The 16433-nt window shown below is 53.7% G+C and carries 15 protein-coding genes and 1 pseudogene; 12 read left to right on the forward strand and 4 right to left on the reverse strand.

All coding sequences use genetic code 11. The features are described from left to right. The first annotated feature begins 34 nt into the window (after positions 1–34). From M493_RS06780 to M493_RS18845, 5 genes and pseudogenes are all read left to right on the forward strand, one after another. Positions 35–1519, forward strand: coding sequence for a glutamate synthase subunit beta (locus tag M493_RS06780; RefSeq protein ID WP_020959554.1), 1485 nt, complete (start codon positions 35–37; stop codon positions 1517–1519). 82 nt (positions 1520–1601) lie between these two features. Beyond that, positions 1602–2213 carry a phosphatase PAP2 family protein gene (locus M493_RS06785; protein ID WP_041267748.1) on the forward strand — a complete coding sequence of 204 codons (612 nt, stop codon included), beginning with the start codon at positions 1602–1604 and terminating at the stop codon, positions 2211–2213. A 180-nt stretch (positions 2214–2393) separates the two neighbouring features. Continuing rightward, a complete protein-coding gene (locus M493_RS06790; RefSeq protein ID WP_020959556.1) occupies positions 2394–2972 on the forward strand; it encodes a hypothetical protein in 579 nt (192 codons plus the stop codon). Between the two features lie 147 nt (positions 2973–3119). After that, entirely contained in the window at positions 3120–5213 is a 2094-nt protein-coding gene (locus M493_RS06795) for a GDYXXLXY domain-containing protein (RefSeq protein ID WP_020959557.1), read from the forward strand. Positions 5214–5300: 87 nt separating this feature from the next. Next, a pseudogene (locus M493_RS18845) lies at positions 5301–5516 on the forward strand (penicillin acylase family protein); the annotation flags it as partial. 134 nt (positions 5517–5650) lie between these two features. Here the strand turns inward: M493_RS18845 and M493_RS06800 are convergent. Continuing rightward, positions 5651–6523, reverse strand: a complete 873-nt coding sequence (locus M493_RS06800; protein WP_020959559.1) for a fructosamine kinase family protein — start codon at positions 6521–6523, stop codon at positions 5651–5653. Next, positions 6520–7248, reverse strand: a complete 729-nt coding sequence (locus tag M493_RS06805; RefSeq protein ID WP_020959560.1) for an NAD-dependent deacylase — start codon at positions 7246–7248, stop codon at positions 6520–6522. The genes M493_RS06800 and M493_RS06805 overlap by 4 nt, the downstream gene beginning before the upstream one ends. A gap of 149 nt (positions 7249–7397) precedes the next feature. Here M493_RS06805 and M493_RS06810 point away from each other — a divergent pair, with 149 nt between their 5' ends. Continuing rightward, complete coding sequence (locus M493_RS06810) at positions 7398–7949, forward strand: DJ-1/PfpI family protein (RefSeq protein WP_020959561.1); 552 nt, start codon at positions 7398–7400, stop codon at positions 7947–7949. A gap of 350 nt (positions 7950–8299) precedes the next feature. Here the strand turns inward: M493_RS06810 and M493_RS06815 are convergent, their stop codons facing one another. Next, a complete protein-coding gene (locus M493_RS06815) occupies positions 8300–9193 on the reverse strand; it encodes a DMT family transporter (RefSeq protein ID WP_020959562.1) in 894 nt (297 codons plus the stop codon). Positions 9194–9510: 317 nt separating this feature from the next. Between M493_RS06815 and M493_RS06820 the strand changes: the two genes are divergently transcribed. The 6 genes from M493_RS06820 to M493_RS06845 all read left to right on the forward strand — a co-directional run bounded on the left by M493_RS06820 (position 9511) and on the right by M493_RS06845 (position 15950). Beyond that, complete coding sequence (locus tag M493_RS06820) at positions 9511–10953, forward strand: NAD-dependent malic enzyme (RefSeq protein WP_020959563.1); 1443 nt, start codon at positions 9511–9513, stop codon at positions 10951–10953. Positions 10954–11108: 155 nt separating this feature from the next. Next, positions 11109–12164, forward strand: a complete 1056-nt coding sequence (locus tag M493_RS06825) for an RNA-guided endonuclease TnpB family protein (protein ID WP_020959564.1) — start codon at positions 11109–11111, stop codon at positions 12162–12164. A gap of 144 nt (positions 12165–12308) precedes the next feature. After that, on the forward strand, positions 12309–12500 hold the full coding sequence (locus M493_RS06830; RefSeq protein WP_020959565.1) for a glycosyl hydrolase-related protein: 192 nt from the start codon (positions 12309–12311) through the stop codon (positions 12498–12500). Positions 12501–12957: 457 nt separating this feature from the next. Beyond that, a complete protein-coding gene (locus tag M493_RS06835; RefSeq protein WP_020959566.1) occupies positions 12958–13659 on the forward strand; it encodes a CAP domain-containing protein in 702 nt (233 codons plus the stop codon). 142 nt (positions 13660–13801) lie between these two features. Then, positions 13802–15067: an MDR family MFS transporter gene (locus tag M493_RS06840; protein ID WP_023817585.1), complete on the forward strand. Its 1266-nt coding sequence runs from the start codon at positions 13802–13804 to the stop codon at positions 15065–15067. A 136-nt stretch (positions 15068–15203) separates the two neighbouring features. Further along, positions 15204–15950, forward strand: coding sequence for a TcaA second domain-containing protein (locus M493_RS06845; RefSeq protein ID WP_020959568.1), 747 nt, complete (start codon positions 15204–15206; stop codon positions 15948–15950). A gap of 212 nt (positions 15951–16162) precedes the next feature. Here the strand turns inward: M493_RS06845 and M493_RS18960 are convergent, their stop codons facing one another. Further along, entirely contained in the window at positions 16163–16291 is a 129-nt protein-coding gene (locus M493_RS18960) for a hypothetical protein (protein ID WP_256380476.1), read from the reverse strand. Between the last annotated feature and the right edge of the window lie 142 nt (positions 16292–16433).

The following is a 16433-nucleotide window of genomic DNA, read 5'->3' on the forward strand; positions in this document are numbered from 1 at the left end:
AGGACGTGTACGGAAAGAAGGAGGGGGAATCATCGTGGGAAAAACAACTGGGTTTATGGAGTATGCTCGCGAGGAAGAGAAAAAGCGCGATCCGCTTTCCCGTCTTGATGATTGGAAAGAATATACACAGCCGTTTTCCGAAGAAGTGCTCGCGCGCCAAGGCGCCCGCTGCATGGATTGCGGCACGCCGTTTTGTCATATGGGGTTGGAGCTGAACGGCCTCACGTCCGGATGCCCGGTGCATAACTTAATTCCGGAATGGAACGATTTAGTGTACCGTGGCCGTTGGAAAGAAGCGCTTGACCGTTTGTTGAAAACGAACAACTTCCCGGAATTCACCGGCCGCGTCTGTCCGGCGCCGTGCGAGGGATCGTGTACGGTGGCGATTTCCGATCCGGCGGTTGCCATCAAAGGGATTGAGCGGGCCATTATCGATAAAGGGTTTGCGGAAGGATGGGTGAAGCCGCGCATCCCGAAAACGCGAACGGGAAAAAAAGTGGCTATCGTCGGCTCCGGCCCGGCGGGGCTTGCCTGCGCCGACCAGCTCAACCAAGCTGGCCATTCGGTGACGGTGTACGAGCGGGCTGACCGCATCGGCGGCTTGTTGATGTACGGCATTCCGAATATGAAACTGGAAAAAGAAGTGGTTGAACGGCGGGTGCGCCTGCTTGAAGAGGAAGGCATTGTGTTTATCACGAACACCGAGGTTGGCAAGGACATCACCGCCGAGGAGCTGCGCGCCGAGTACGACGCGGTCGTGCTGTGTGTCGGGGCGCAAAAACAGCGTGATTTGGCCATTGAAGGCCGTGAGCTTGAGGGCGTCCATTTTGCGATGGACTATTTGACGGGCGTGACGAAAAGTTTATTGGATTCCAACTTTGCCGATGGCCAGTTTATCGATGCCAAAGACAAACATGTCATTGTGATCGGCGGCGGCGATACGGGCGCCGATTGCGTGGCGACCGCGCTGCGCCAAGGCTGCAAAAGCGTCGTCCAGTTCGGCAAACACCCAGCATTGCCGGACAAGCGCCCAGACCACAACCCGTGGCCGCAATATCCACTCGTCTTTACGCTCGACTACGCATACGAAGAAGCAAAGGCGAAATTCGGCGCCGACCCGCGCCAATATTGCATCCAAACGAAAAAAATCGTCGGCGATGAATGCGGCCGGGTGAAAGAACTGCATACGATTCAAATGGAAAAAATCATTGGCGAAAACGGCCAAGCGACCTTTAAAGAGATTCCGGGAACCGAGCAAGTATGGCCGTGCGACCTCGTCTTTATCGCCATCGGTTTCGAAGGGCCGGAGCAGCCGGTGTTAAGACAGTTTGGCGTGGAAACAGTGAACAATAAAGTGAAAGCTCCGTACGGCAAATATACGACCAATATCGAAGGCGTATTTGCGGCCGGCGACGCCCGCCGCGGCCAAAGCTTGATCGTCTGGGCCATTCACGAGGGACGGGGAGCGGCGCGCGAAGTGGACCGGTTCCTGATGGGCGAGACGAAATTGCCGTCGTAACGGTTGTTTCCTCCTTAAAAAGCGGTGCTTTTTAAGGAGGATTTTTTTGTTTTGCTGGAAAAGGAATAGAAGAAGGGAAGGGATGCTTAACATGAATCGACGATTATGGATGGCGTCAGCCATAGGCCTTGCCCTTTTTTTGCTTGTTTGGGTAAGTATGGCGGCCGGATGGACGATGGCGATGGATGAGGAGGGGTTGCGGCGCTTGGATTCTTGGAATTGGCTTGATCCATTCACGTTTCTTGGCAACGGAAGGACGATTGGCATCGTCAGCATCATGCTTGTAGTTATCCTATGGTTTTTCCGCCGCAACATGCGTGGGGTCATTCTTGTTCTTGCAGCCGTTGGCGGGGGATACGGCCTCAATGAATGGATCAAGCATCTTGTCGGGAGGGAGCGTCCGCCGCACGCTGGGATTGGAGGATTCAGTTTTCCGAGCGGCCACGCGATGGTCGGGACGATTTACTTGCTGCTTTTGGCGTATTTTTTGGCGCAAACGCGCGCCAAGCGTGGAGAACGGGCGGCCATTTACGGTGTGTTTGCGGCGCTGGCGCTCTTAACCGGCTTAAGTCGGTTAAGCTTGCAAGTGCATTATCCGTCGGATGTGCTGGGGGGGGTTGGGCTTGGAGGTGCTTACTTGGCGGCCTGCCTGGCTCTTTATCGGATGTGGATTCATCGAGGCGGTCGTTTGTAGCTTGATCAGTTTAGGGTGTAATCAAAAAATGGTTTTTGCTCCGTGTTTATTTGATGATCAAGCCGATTCATCGGCTTGATCTAGCGTCTGATCTTGTCGGAAAGGAGAAGAAAATCTCTTTTTCTATACTATGACGTTGTATGGGACAATGGTACAATGGGGGAAAGGAGGTGAGAAACGATGAGCCAAGCCGAACTCGTGCAAATAATGGCTGAATTGCTTGACCAAAAGTTGAATCCGATCCACATGCGGCTCGATCGGATCGAAGGGGATGTCCGGACACTTCAAGAAGGGCAAGCGCGCTTGGAAGGCGAGATCCAAGCGCTGAAAGAAGGACAGGCGCGCTTGGAAGGTGAAGTGCGGTTGTTGCAAGAGGGACAAGCCCGCTTGGAGCAGCGGCTTCACCGAGTTGAAGAGGATGTGCGCACATTAAAAGCGGACATGGACATGGTCAAGGGCGACGTGCAAACGTTGAAAGCGGACATGAACATGGTCAAAGGCGATGTGCAAACCCTGAAAGAAGGACAGCAACGGCTTGAAGCGAAAGTTGAACGGGTCGAAGAAAAAGTTGACAACCTCACAACAGAAATGCGGAGCCATTTTCGCCACATCGAGAACATGCTTCATAAGCATCAGGCCGCTCTTGATTTGGCTTCGCGCGGGTTCTCTACCAAGCAAGCATCCATCGATTATTTGATAAAAAAAGTGGCCGAGCATGATATGGAAATTTTCCACTTAAAACATCATCTCCAACTATAATGTTCTTCATCGCAACAAAAAAGTCTAGCAGATCGGCGGCAACTAGAAAAGTGCGATGAAATAATGCTTGTTTTCACAGGTCTTCTAGACAGTGTTTCCGCATATAATTTTTTTTATAGAAAAAACCAGTGACAAGGGGGATGCGATATGGCGGCCCGAATCGTGAAAACGGGGTATGCGTTGGCGCTTTTGTGCATCATTGCCGGCATCGTTTATTTTTTTGCCGCCAACTGGCCGGAGATGGGGCGAGAGGCGAAAGTCGGGATCAGCATCGGCATGATGGCGGGGTTTTACATCGCAAGCGCGGCGCTTTCGGGTCGCCATCGGTTTTTAGGGCGTTGGTTGTTCTTTGGCGGGGCGGTATCGTTTGGTGTGGCGCTCGCCTTGCTCGGGCAAATTTACAATTCACATGCCGACAGCTATTGGTTGTTTCTGATCTGGCTTGTGCCGACGGCGTTGTTGGCTCGGCTGACCAACGATCAGGCGCTTTTCGTCCTTGCGCTTCTGTTGCTTCAGTTGGCCTGCTGGTTTTATTATTTTCCTTCCGCCTATCACATCGAATGGGGGGAATGGGCGTCATTTGGCTGGCTGCTTTTCTTTGTTGCTGTGAACGGTGTGCTGTTTGCGGTAAGCCGCTCGCCGTGGCCGGCCCATGTTGCCTATGCGGCCATGCATGGGTGGCTGCTTGTTATGGAGGTTACCGGGTTTTCGTACGGGCGTGATGCTTGGTGGCCATATGTGCATGCCACGCTGCTCGCCGGGTTGCTTTATTACTTCCTTTCTGTCGCCAAACAACGCTCGTACGTCTTGGTGACGAGTTTGTTTGCCGGCTTGTTTTTGCTGATTCAATATATCCGGTTGCTTGTCGAGCATTTTGAGACGTGGCTCCTTTTGCTCGGGTTGGCGGCGGCCGCGGCGGTTCTGTACGGCGGGATCGTGCTGCTTCGGCGGGCCGGACTGTTTTCGTCCCAAACAAGAGCCGGGAAGCGGTTTTTGGCGGCGTTTCAGGCCGTTGTCACGCTGGCGGCTTCGGCGTTGGCGACGGCGAGTCTGCTCGGCTTATACTTGCTTTGGGCGGAATCGTGGTCGCCGTATGTGCTCTTTTTCTTTTCGATTGCAGCGTTTGTCCTTCCCGCCTCGTTCGGACGGCGTTGGAACATGGTCGTCCGCTATACGCTGCTTGCCGTCGGTTATGGGCTTGGATTGACGGTGGCGTGGGAAGTGTCGACTGCGGTGGTGCTCGTGTATGCGGCCGGGTTAGCCCTTGGCCTTGTGCGCTCGTCAGACAGCGGGGTGCACCGGCTGACGACCATGGCGCTCACGTTTTATTTGGCGGCAGCGCTCGGTTCGATCATGGATGAAGGACGGTTTGTGCTGCTGGCGCTTGCTCTGTGCAACGGCGGGCTGTATGCATACGGGCGGTGGAGCGGCAAGCCGCATCTTACCGCGCTTGTCTTGGCGCTCGGAGCGCTCGGGATTGCGACAAGCATGGATGTGTTTGCCGCCGACGGGACGTACATCGCCGCCAATATTGCCATGCTCGCCGCACTCGTGTTTTTCCTGTTTCAAGGGCGGCGGCTGGAGCGGAAGGCCGCTTGGGTGTACACAGTGCTGTATCTCGTGCTGAAATATTATGAATTGGCGTGGAATTTGCTTCATAAATCGGTCAGTTTGCTGGCGGCCGGGCTATTGTTGTTTGTTTGGGCGGCGTGGCTTGAAAAACGGAACGGATGGATGCGGGATGAAGGAGCGCGTTGGCGCTTCGGTGCTTCTTTTCTTGTGTTTGCCGTCATTGTTGCCCAATTTTCGTTTGCCGGCTATACCTTTTGGCAGAAAGAACGTCTGTTGCAACATGGACATGTCGTCAAACTCGAATTGGAACCGGTGGATCCGCGTTCGGTGCTGCAAGGGGACTATATCCGGCTGCGTTACGACATTTCCACGGTCCGGTCGCTCGACGGAAGCGGGCGCGTGCAAGTTGTGCTGCGAAAAGGGCCGGACGGGGTGCACCGCTTTGCCGGGATATATGCCGTTAATGGCGAAAAACAGCCCGGATATACAGAGCAGCAAGGGGACATTTTGATCAGCGGCACTTTTCATGGCACGCAAGTCGTATACGGGATCGAATCATATTTTGTGCCAGAAAAAACGGGGGCGCGATGGCAGGAAAACGCCCGTTTCGCTTATGTACGCGTGAGCGAAAACGGCGATGCGCTGCTCGAGGCGATCAGCGCTGAATAAGGGTGGGGGAGCGGGTGCCGGTGTAGGCCCCGCTGTTTTATCAAGCAGATTTTTTGGTAAAAAAGGGCTGTTCGTTTTTGAATGGTGTTTGCGGCGGCGGTGTTGCCGTCCGAGTGGAACGGAAGCAACAACTGGGTGTTAAGCGGCCGGAAAACGAAAAGCGGACAGCCGATGCTGGCGAACGGTCCGCATTTGTCGCTGTCCACGCCATCCATTTGGTACCAAATGCATTGAAAAGCGCCGACCGTCAATGTGAGTGGCGTCATCTTTGCCGGCGTCCCCGGCATCATGATCGGGCATAACGGCAGCCCGTGGTATCATGAGCAAATCGACGACTGGGTCAACGGGACGTACCATGTGACAAGTTTAGGAAAAGTCAAGGGCAGCACATTGCGGTTGCGGACGAAACAAGTGGTGGCGAAGCAAGGCGGGGGACGCTACTCCCCCGCATACCGTTCCAACACGCGGTCGACCGCCTTGCCGTATGTTTCGCCGAACAAGTTCAGGTGCACTAATAAGTAGAACAGCTGATAGAGCGGCTTCCGCTCGTGATAGTCCGGAGGAAGCGGTATAAGCTCGCAATAGCTCTCATAAAACCGGGGCGGAAAGCCGCCAAACAGCTCGGTGAAAGCGATCTCGAACTCATGGTGGCCATAGAACACAGACGGATCGATCAAATAAGGAACGCCTTCCGGCCCGGGAATCCAGTTGCCGCTCCATAAATCGCCGTGCAACAGCGACGGGAAACAGTCATCCGGAAGCCATTGGTCAAGCCGTTCAAGCAGCCGCTCAAGCCGTTGGCGCCGCTCGTGGGGGAGAAGGCCGTTCGCGGCCGCCCGTTCGATTTGCGGCCGAAGGCGGGCGTCGCGGTAATAGTCGGGCCAACGGCCGTACCAGCCGTTGCGCTGCGGCAGCGTCCCGATATATGTATCGCGGGCAAGTCCGAACGCCGGGCCGCGGCATTGGTGGAGGCGGGCAAGGTCATGGCCGAGCTGTTCAGCTGTCTGCGCCGTTTCCGTTCCTTCGACCCATTCCAAAACGAGCCATCCCCACCCGTCCGCTTCCCCGGAGCCAAAGACGTACGGAACACGGATGGCGCCCGTTTTCCGAATCAGCTCCAATCCCATCTGTTCAGCGGCGAAAAAATCGGCCGACGGGAAGCGTTGCATTTTCATAAAGTACGTACACCGATCGCTTTGGACGCGGTAGGCGTCATTGATGTCGCCGCCTGAGACGCGGCGCCAATGGCGGAGGCGGGAGTGGTCGCCGATCGATTCGAGCGCCATTTGCAACATCGTTTCTTTGCTCATTTCTCCACCTCCGTCAACTGTCGCTCGAGCTCGTTTAGCACCTCGCCGATTTTCCGGCCGTGAATGACGGCGTCAGCCCAACGGTCGAGTTCAGTCGGCTCCCAATTGATGATGACAAGCTTCGCCCCGCTTCGTTTGGCGACAAGCGGCAGCTGGTTGGCAGGGGACACTTGCAAGGATGAGCCAAGAACAAGGAACAAGTCCGCCTGGCGCGCCGCATCCCACGCCTGGTCGATGGCTTTCTCCGGCAGCGGCTCGCCAAACAACACGACCGATGGACGCAAAACTCCGCCGCATTCACACGTCAACACACCATGCAAATAGGCGAAGCTTGGCTTTTGTCGTCCGCATTGCTGGCAATGAACCGTGCGCAATGAGCCGTGGAGTTCAATGACGCGGCGGCTTCCCGCTTCTTGATGAAAGCCATCGACATTTTGCGTCACAATCGTCTGCACGATCCCGCGCCGTTCCCAGTCGGCCAATCGCCGGTGTCCGTCGTGCGGCTGGCACTGTTGCAACGTGCGGATGCGGTATTGGTAAAATTCAATGAACGATTCACGGCGATGGTACAGCGCCTCGATGGTCGCGAGTTCGCTCGGGTTAAAGCGCGCCCAAAGCCCGGCGCGCGGTGAACGGAAATCAGGCAGCCCGCTTTCGGTTGACATGCCGGCACCGGTCAGGACGACGGTGTGGCGCGAGCTGGTGAGCCAGGAGGCAATGGTCATTGTTCTTCTTCCTCCTTTTATCTTTTTTTCTCCCCTCTGACAGTTCAACGGGTCATTCATATATGTTCGACAATCATTTTCCTTTCCCTGTCCGTATATTTTTATTATGATAGAAGTGGCAGGAAAAAATGGACAAGGAGGAAAGAAGTGTGAGCAAAAAAGTGTTGATCATCACCGGCGACGCCGTTGAGGCGCTTGAAGTGTATTATCCGTATTACCGTCTGCTTGAAGAGGGGCATAACGTCACGATTGCCGCCCCGAAGAAAAAGAAACTGCACACCGTTGTCCATGATTTTGCCGATTGGGATACGTATATTGAAAAACAAGGCTACTTGATTGACGCCCATGCATCGTTTGCCGAGATCGATCCGGCGCAATACGACGCCCTTGTCATCCCGGGCGGGCGCGCTCCGGAATACATTCGCCTTGATGAAAACGTGTCGCGCATTGTTCGCCATTTCTTTGAAGCGAATAAGCCGATTGCTGCCATTTGCCATGCTTCGCTCATTTTTGAAACGATGCCAGATGTTCTAAAAGGCCGGAGTCTGACGGCGTATATCGCCTGCAAACCGGGGGTCGAAGCGCTCGGGGCGACGTATGTGTCCGATGACACGGTCCACGTTGACGGCAATCTCGTTTCCGCCCATGCATGGCCGGATTTGCCGGCGTTTATGCGCGAATTTCTCCGCCTGCTTCAATAGCGGAACAAAAGCGGTCTCCCTGAGCGACAGGGAGGCCGCTTTTTGCGGACATGCGCCCGCCCCTCAATGGGCCGATCATGTTCGGACGAGCGGCAGGCCGGATTTGTCCGTGTATGTTTGATGTGAAAAAGTGTGCTGCCGCTCTGTTTGCGGTCGGCGTGAGCGTTTTGGATCGCGAAGAGCGATGGCGGTGCGCAGGTCCGACTCGCTTTGCTTTGCCTTGTTTCCCTTTAGGGGCAGGGGGCTGTTTTGTTGCAGGCGAAGGGCCGTGTTTCATCGTGCCGTCAGCCGGCGCCGCAAAAAGAGGGACGGACGGGCGCTCGGCCTATGGAGAAGCGGCAGGAGAGCCGTTACCCGGCGATGCCCATTTGTTCCGGCTTCGCTTTCGGCGCTTTTGTCGCCAAATAGACCCCGAACAAGACAACTGCGCCACCGGCCAGTTGTGGAATAGACAACGCGCCGCCAAATACGAACGTGATAATGGCGGTAAACACGGCGATTAAATTTAAATAGACGCCGGCGTGGCTTGGCCCGACTTTTTGCACTGACACGTTCCAAAATAAAAAGGAAAGAACGGACGGAAACAGGCAAATGTAAGTAACTCCGGCGATCCCCGCTGCGCTTAACTGATCGGCCGGAAACGGATAAAAAAAGGCGAACGGCCATAACAGCAGCAAACTGAAAAAGACGGAGCACGCCGTTGCCGTAATCGGCGGAACGGGGAGTTTTTTGCCGATAATTGAATACAGCGCCCAGACGACGCCGGCGGCGAGCATCATCAAATCGCCGCGGTTGTAATCCGCTTGAAACACATGCGCCATATGCCCGTCCGTTAAAATAAACAGCACGCCGACAAGCGACAACAAAAAGCCGGCGATATTTGCTTTTGACAGCCGCTCCCGCAGCAGTACATACGATAACATGACGATGATCGCCGGATTGAGCGAGTTGACGATCGCCGCGTTCATCGGCGACGTATAGGCGAGCGCGCCGTACAAAAGCAAGTTATAGCCGATGATACCAAGCCCCCCAGCCGCAGCGAGGGGCAGCCAATATTGTTTTATGATGTCGCGGTAGCGCGGCCGCTCGAGCCAGTATGATACGGGCACCAACATGATAAAAGCGGCGCACCAACGGATCAATGTCAGCCAAAACGGACCTGTTTCCGCGATGACTGACTTGCCGATAACGTAATTGCCGGCCCAAAACAAGTTGGCCAGCACGAGAAACAACTTTTCTTTCATCCTTCTTCGCTCCTGTCTTGTTTTTCCTGTCTTTTACTTTTACTTCATCGCTGCTCTGATTTCCTTCTTGCATTTTGTTTTTCTGCCGTCAGCCACCCCTCTTGCCGTTTTGCCAACAGCGGAACATGAACGGCGGGAAGAATGATGCGACCGTTCAAGATGCATGCCGTTTCTCGTTTAGCGGAACGGTACATGCGTCTGCAGGAACGGGTGTGTACAATAAGGGTTGTCTTTTTCCAGCTCATAAGTTAACATTTGTACCGTAAGACGATTTCTTGATTAAAACAAAAATAGAGACAAGGAAGGACGATTAGGTTATGGCATTACCAAGCGGGGCAGCGATGAACATTACGATTCGTCTCCAATTTGAAAAAGATATCGTCTCATTCAGCGATATCGCCGCGGCCATCGGCAAAGCGGGCGGGGACATTGTCGGGATTGACGTCATTTCGTCAAGCAAAGTTCACACCGTGCGCGACATTACTGTCAGCGCCCTTGATACGAAGCAGTGCGACTTGATCATTGAGGCGCTGAAAAAAATTCGCGGCGTCAAAATTGTGAACGTTTCCGACCGTACGTTTTTAATGCACATCGGGGGAAAAATTGAAACGAACTCGAAAATTCCCGTAAAAACGCGTGATGACTTGTCGCGGGTATATACGCCGGGCGTGGCGCGCGTCTGCACGGCGATTGCTGAGGATGCGCGCAAGGCGTATTCGCTGACAATTAAACGGAATACGGTCGCCGTCGTCTCGGACGGAACGGCGGTGCTCGGACTTGGCGATATCGGCCCGTATGCGGCGATGCCGGTTATGGAAGGGAAGGCGATGTTGTTTAAACAGTTCGCCGGGGTCGACGCGTTTCCGATTTGCCTGGACACGAAAGACACGGAAGAAATTATCCAAATCGTAAAAGCGATTGCGCCGGCGTTTGGCGGCATCAATTTGGAAGACATTTCTGCGCCGCGCTGCTTTGAAATTGAAGCGCGGCTCAAGGAAGAGCTTGACATCCCGGTGTTCCATGATGACCAACACGGCACGGCGGTCGTGCTCTTGGCTGGGTTGCTTAACGCGTTAAAAATCGTCGACAAAAAGCTCGAAGACATTAAAGTGGTTCTCACTGGCATTGGCGCCGCCGGCATCGCCTGCACGAAAATTTTGCTTGCTGCCGGCGTGCGCAACGTTATCGGGGTTGACCGCTATGGCGCCATTCACCGCGATGAAACGTACGAAAATCCGTATTGGCAAGAATATGCCCAAATCACCAACCCGGATAACATCAAAGGTAGTTTATCGGATGTCATTGCCGGCGCAGATGTATTTATCGGCGTTTCCGCCCCGGGCATTTTGAAAGTGGACGATGTGAAAAAGATGGCGCGCGATCCGATCGTGTTTGCGATGGCCAATCCAGTGCCGGAAATTGATCCGGAGCTGGCTGAGCCGTACGTGCGTGTCATGGCGACCGGGCGTTCCGACTATCCGAACCAAATCAACAACGTCCTTTGCTTCCCGGGCATTTTCCGCGGGGCGCTTGACTGCCGGGCGCGAGAAATTAATGAGGAAATGAAACTCGCCGCGGCGAAGGCGATCGCCTCGGTCGTCACGGAAGACGAGTTGAGCGAATCGTACATCATCCCAAGCGTGTTTAACAGCAAAGTCGTCGAACGCGTCAGACAAGCGGTCGTCGAAGCGGCTTACCGCACCGGTGTGGCGCGGAAGGATCATATTCCTTTAGGTGGATATACAGGGGAGCAAAAATAGAATAAGTGCGTAATTACAGAAAAAGCCGTCTGAAGGCCCACGGTTTTAATTGTAGGATGAAAGGCGACGTTGCTCGGCAATCCCTTAAGAGGATGGCTTCGAGCCACCATGTTTCTCTTTAGGTGTGGAATCTCAAAAGAAAAGGGGGTGAAGCCATGCCCACGATCACACTCAGGCTGGAGCTGCACAACCCAACGAAAGTCAAACAAGACATGTATGAACGGATGACAGAAGTGAATACCGCGTTTGCCAATTGGCTGTTGAATCATCCCGAGCTGAATCAAGCGACGAGCAAAATTTTTAAAGACTTTTCGTCGCAGCGGTTTCCTTCCGCCGTCGTCAATCAGACGATTCGGGAAGTGAAGTCTCAAAAGAAAAACCAGAAAACAAAGAAGTTCCGAACATTATGGTGTTGCTTTAACAACCAAAACGTAAAGGTGGAAAAGAAAGGAGAGTTCTACACGGTTTCATTCCCCATACTGGAGAAACGAATTGGCGTGCCGGTCGTCGTGCGTTCCTATCAAGAAACGTGGCTGAATCGGCTGCTCGATGGAACCGCCAAACAAGGGGCAGCCAAGCTCTACAAAAAGAGAAAGAAATGGTACTTGGCGATTGCCATCACCTTTGAAGTGGAGCCGCGGCACGAAACAAAGGTGATGGGCGTTGACTTGGGGTTTCGCTATATCGCCGTTGCCAGCGTAGGAACGAAATCGTTGTTTTTCAAAGGGAACCAATGCGCTTTCATTCGCCGACGATACGCGGCTTTGCGGCGAACGTTGGGCAAAGCCAAAAAGCTCCATATGATTCGCAAAATCGGTGATAAAGAATCTCGTTGGATGAAAGATATGAACCATAAAATCAGCCGTCAAATCGTCAACTTTGCCCTCGCCAACGGTGTTGGCGTGATTCGGATGGAAGAGTTGACAGGGATTCGGAAACGAGCCGCTTCGGCAAAAGAAGCAGGACGAAATCTTCATTCGTGGGCGTTCCATCAACTGCAAACGATGATTGCCTATAAAGCCGAAAAGGCAGGCATTCGGGTCGAGTGGGTGAATCCGACCTATACAAGCCAAACGTGCAAGTGTGGTCATCGAGAGAAAGCGAACCGAAACGGCATCCGCTTCCGATGCCAAAAATGCGGATACACCCTCCACGCTGACTTGAATGGCGCCATCAACATCGCCAAAGCGATTTCGGGTTTGAGCACCTAGCGCACTGGTCACAGGTGCGCCGCCCATTGGGGTACACGCTAACCTGATGGGATGGGCTGATGACACAGCCCCGAACTTGGGCGTTGTCCGAACCAGAAATGGATGAGGACGCCAACGACCCAAGAATCCCATGGCTTTAGCCGTGTGGAGTGTCAAAATCCGGCGCCAAAGGCGACGGCGGCGGCGTTTCAATGGAACAAGCCGCTCTCGGGCGTCTTTCGCACGAATCTCAATGAGGAGCCGCTCGCCTCGCTCACGGTAGACGAACACGGAACGTTTGCCGTCGAGGTGAAGCCGAACGAAGTGCAAACGGTGCTTGTCGTTGATAAAGAATAAGATGGCCATCAAAGCTGGGGCTTGCCGCCCCGGCTTTTCTGTTTGTAACAATAGGATGAACCGTGCCGTCTGTTTTGTAACAATGCTGTAATAATTGTTAAATGGAACAGCCGATCCGAGAGGTTGTCAACACCTTTTTGCCAAGAAAAATATAGAATAATAGGCTGATAGAAGAAAAAAAGGGACGGAAGTGAGTGAAAGGATGCCATCGCCAGCTGTTGCCGCCGCCGGTCTGGATGTGCATTTGGCAATGAAAACAAGCTTGTTTTTTGCTAGTTTCCCCCAACGGCCTTGTTTTTCCAGTTAACCCCAAAAATATTACAAAAAACCCGTGCTATAATGGGAACGCAGGCAAGAGAACAGCGGGAACTGTTCACAAAGCCCGAGTCGATAGTGTGACGATAAATAGTGAAAGTCTTTGAAACTTTGAAAATAGAAATGTTAAGGAGGAATTGTGATGAAGAAAAAAATGTTAGCCACGATCGCCGCTTCGGTCGCACTTGTCGGCGCTTCGTTTGCGGCAACGACGAAAACAGAAGCAGCAGGAGTAACGTGCCCGACAGCGAACGTATATCAAGTAAAATATACAAGCACAAACGTTCAAGATTTTGAGAAATGGCTGAAACAGTACTTCCCGTTTGTTTCATTCCAACCGGCGAAACCGGCAACACAGCAGGCGGAAGTGAAACAGCCGGCCGCGGCGAAACCGGCAGCCAATACGCAAACACCGGCCAAAACGCCAGCAACGGCGCCAAACACAACGACACAAAAAACAACCGGCTTAAACGCTTATGAGCAACAAGTCGTGGAACTAACGAATAAAGAACGGGCAAAATACGGCTTGCCGCCGCTTCAAGTGGATTTGGCTCTCAGCAAAGTCGCCCGTGAAAAATCGCGTGACATGGCGGTCCACAACTACTTCTCGCACAACAGCCCGACATACGGCTCCCCGTTTGAGATGATGAAAAAATTCGGCATCTCGTACACAGCCGCCGGGGAAAACATCGCCAAAGGCCAACGCACTCCGCAAGAAGTCGTCAATGCGTGGATGAACAGTGAAGGCCACCGGGCGAACATTTTGAACAAAAACTTTACGCATATCGGCGTTGGTTTTGAAGAAAACGGCTATATTTGGACGCAACAATTTATCCGTAAGTAAGGCGGATGATTGATGGTGATCCTGCTCATCATACAGATGGGCAGGATTTTTTTGTGCAAAAATATTTCGCTAACAACTTCGGAAACTATGCTATAATGTTCAGCAGGCTGTAAAAAATGAGAAGATCGCGGAGGAGGCACCAATGCGAATACGCGATTGGGATCGTAACTTGCAAGTCCGCCTGTTTGGCGAGACGCTCATGAATACGACTTTTTGGATGTTTTTTCCGTTTATGGCCATCTATTTTGCGGACTCGTTTGGCAAAGAAACGGCCAGTATGCTATTGATTGTGTCGCAATTGTTTTCCGTGGTCGCCAATTTGATGGGCGGCTATTGCGCCGATGTGTTCGGGCGCAAGCGAATGATGGTGCTGTCCGCTTACGGGCAGGGGGCGGCGTTTCTCGTCTTTGCCTTGGCCAGTTCCCCATGGTGGTCATCGCCGCTTGCCGGTTTTCTTTGTTTTACGTTTGCCGGCATTTGCGTCGCTTTTTATTGGCCGGCGAGCCAGGCGATGGTTGCGGACGTCGTGCCGGAGAAAGACCGGAGTCACGTGTTTGCGGTGTTTTATACGTCGGTGAATATTTCGGTCGTGATTGGCCCGACGATCGGCGGGTTGTTTTATGCCGATCATCTGTTTGGGCTGCTGCTTTTGGCGGCGTGTTCCTGTTTAACGATGGCCGCTATGTTGGCCAGACAGCTGCGCGAAACAGCCCCGCATTCGGTGGGAGGGCGGGGAACCGTGCCGTGGCCGCGGTTTTGGCGTGAACAAATGGGCCAGTACGCCGTCATAGTCCGCGACCGCACCTTTTTCTTATTTATCATAGCCGGGGTGCTTATCGCACAGACGTTTATGCAGCTTGATTTGTTGCTTCCGGTCTATATGAAAGAGACGCTTCATAAAGAAACGTTATGGGCGGGCTGGACGGTGGACGGTGCCAACGCTTTTGGCCTGCTCATTGCGGAAAATGGGCTGCTCGTGGCGTTGTGCACGGTCATGGTGACGCGGCAGATGGCGCGTTTTTCGGAACGGTGGGCGTTTATCGGCTCGTCTGTTTTATATGGCATTACGATGTGGCTGTTTAGTCAAACATCGTCGTTTTTCGGATTTGCGGCGGTTATGGTGCTGTTTACCTTGGCCGAACTGATGACGGCCGGCCTGCAGCAATCATTTGTGTCTAGAATGGCGCCTGAGGACATGCGCGGCCAATATTTTGCCGCAGCCAGCCTCCGCTTTACGATCGGACGGATGGTGGCGCCGTTGTCACTTGCAGCGGCAGCGTGGGTCGGATACACATGGACGTTTGTTGGCCTTGGGATGCTGGCGCTCGCTAGCGCGGCGCTCTATGCACGAATGTTTCGGCAGGCCGGGCAGCAAACGGAGCGGCCGGACATTTCCCTCTTCCAATGACGGGAGCGATGCAAATGGCTATCCGTTTTGTTGGCTTCTCCGTATAATAAAAGACGTAGCATTGTTCGTGTAACATATATTCCCTGTCTCTGACATAAAGTGGAACTAGACAGAGAGAAGGAGAGGGGAAACCATCATGAAATCCCATACGGTGGAATCGCACACGAACAAGGGGGAAGCGAACGGCCGCGGCGGACAAGACGGTGCGGCGGCGTTGGCGCGTTATGAGAAACGGCAGCAAGCGCGCCTATTGTCCAGAGAAAAGAGAAAAAAACGGTACCGCTTTATTGGCTGGCTTCTTTTGGCGGTCGCTGTCGCATGGGGGACGGGCGCGCTCATTTGGAGCGGGTACGGGGCACTGAAGACGGCAGCGAGCCGGGAGATCGCCATCATGCGGTTAAAAGAAGCCATCGAGGATCGCAATGCGGCTGCCTTGCAAACGATGCTGAGAACGACCGATGAAACGGTGCCCATTAATGAGAAAACGCTCGCGCCTTTATTCGCCTATGTTGAACGGCATCCTGAGGCATATAAAACGCTTGATCAGGAGTTCGACCGCCAGCGTGAAGGGGGGCACGTGTATATTAAAGGATTGACGTCCCGTCCGCCAGTGTTTACGATCCATGTGTTTGAGAACCGCTATTTGTTTGAACCGGCTTTATATTTTATCCACGTCCGCGTCGACGACCCGGGGGCAGCGCTTATTGTCAACGGAGTCAAAACGGAAGGGGAAACGACGAAAGATCCGTTCGTCAAAAAAATCGGCCCGTATTTGCCGGGCACATACACAGTGGCTGCCGCCGGCGCGGATGGGGAAAAGAAGGCCGTCCGCGTCGAACTGTTCGGCGGCGCTCGCGTCCATGAAGTGGATGTGACGAAGTGAACGAATAAAAACGACTGCTTCAGCGGCAGCCATCATGGCGGCATCTTCTGCCTGCACCGGCGAAGGGGCATGATGTGGGCGGCCGCCGTTTTTTCGTTTGACTAGGCGTCGTGAAGCGCGAAGCCGCGGGCGTTGGCGATGGTGCCGGTTTTTTTCTTTTTCGTTGTTTACCGTCAGCGCCCTGGCTGCATTGCCACCCTTTGCTTTCGCCGTTAAGCGGCTTTTTGGTCATCGTCGGCCGCCCGCCAGTAATAGACGCGCGGCAATCCGGCATAGCACCAATACTCTTTGAAGAGTGACACAACGACGAATGAGACGAGCTGCCAATCGATCCCTTTCACGCCCATTCTCCTTTCTGTCAACGCGCTTAGTATACCGTATTCGTCGCCGCCGTTGTCCTATGCGCGCCGCCTGCCGGGATGAAACTTCGGTGTGGGCTTGTGCGTATCATGGTGTGGACATGTTATAATGAAAGAAAAGGCG

This window comes from Geobacillus genomosp. 3 (assembly GCF_000445995.2).
Lineage (GTDB): Bacteria > Bacillota > Bacilli > Bacillales > Anoxybacillaceae > Geobacillus.

Bases quoted from the DNA above. Each gene is read 5' to 3' on its own strand.
- M493_RS06785 (WP_041267748.1), top strand. From the start codon at position 1,602: ATGCTTAACATGAATCGACGATTATGGATGGCGTCAGCCATAGGCCTT.
- M493_RS06790 (WP_020959556.1), top strand. From the start codon at position 2,394: ATGAGCCAAGCCGAACTCGTGCAAATAATGGCTGAATTGCTTGACCAA.
- M493_RS06795 (WP_020959557.1), top strand. From the start codon at position 3,120: ATGGCGGCCCGAATCGTGAAAACGGGGTATGCGTTGGCGCTTTTGTGC.
- M493_RS06800 (WP_020959559.1), bottom strand. From the start codon at position 6,523: ATGAGCAAAGAAACGATGTTGCAAATGGCGCTCGAATCGATCGGCGAC.
- M493_RS06805 (WP_020959560.1), bottom strand. From the start codon at position 7,248: ATGACCATTGCCTCCTGGCTCACCAGCTCGCGCCACACCGTCGTCCTG.
- M493_RS06815 (WP_020959562.1), bottom strand. From the start codon at position 9,193: ATGAAAGAAAAGTTGTTTCTCGTGCTGGCCAACTTGTTTTGGGCCGGC.
- M493_RS06820 (WP_020959563.1), top strand. From the start codon at position 9,511: ATGGCATTACCAAGCGGGGCAGCGATGAACATTACGATTCGTCTCCAA.
- M493_RS06825 (WP_020959564.1), top strand. From the start codon at position 11,109: ATGCCCACGATCACACTCAGGCTGGAGCTGCACAACCCAACGAAAGTC.
- M493_RS06835 (WP_020959566.1), top strand. From the start codon at position 12,958: ATGAAGAAAAAAATGTTAGCCACGATCGCCGCTTCGGTCGCACTTGTC.
- M493_RS06840 (WP_023817585.1), top strand. From the start codon at position 13,802: ATGCGAATACGCGATTGGGATCGTAACTTGCAAGTCCGCCTGTTTGGC.
- M493_RS06845 (WP_020959568.1), top strand. From the start codon at position 15,204: ATGAAATCCCATACGGTGGAATCGCACACGAACAAGGGGGAAGCGAAC.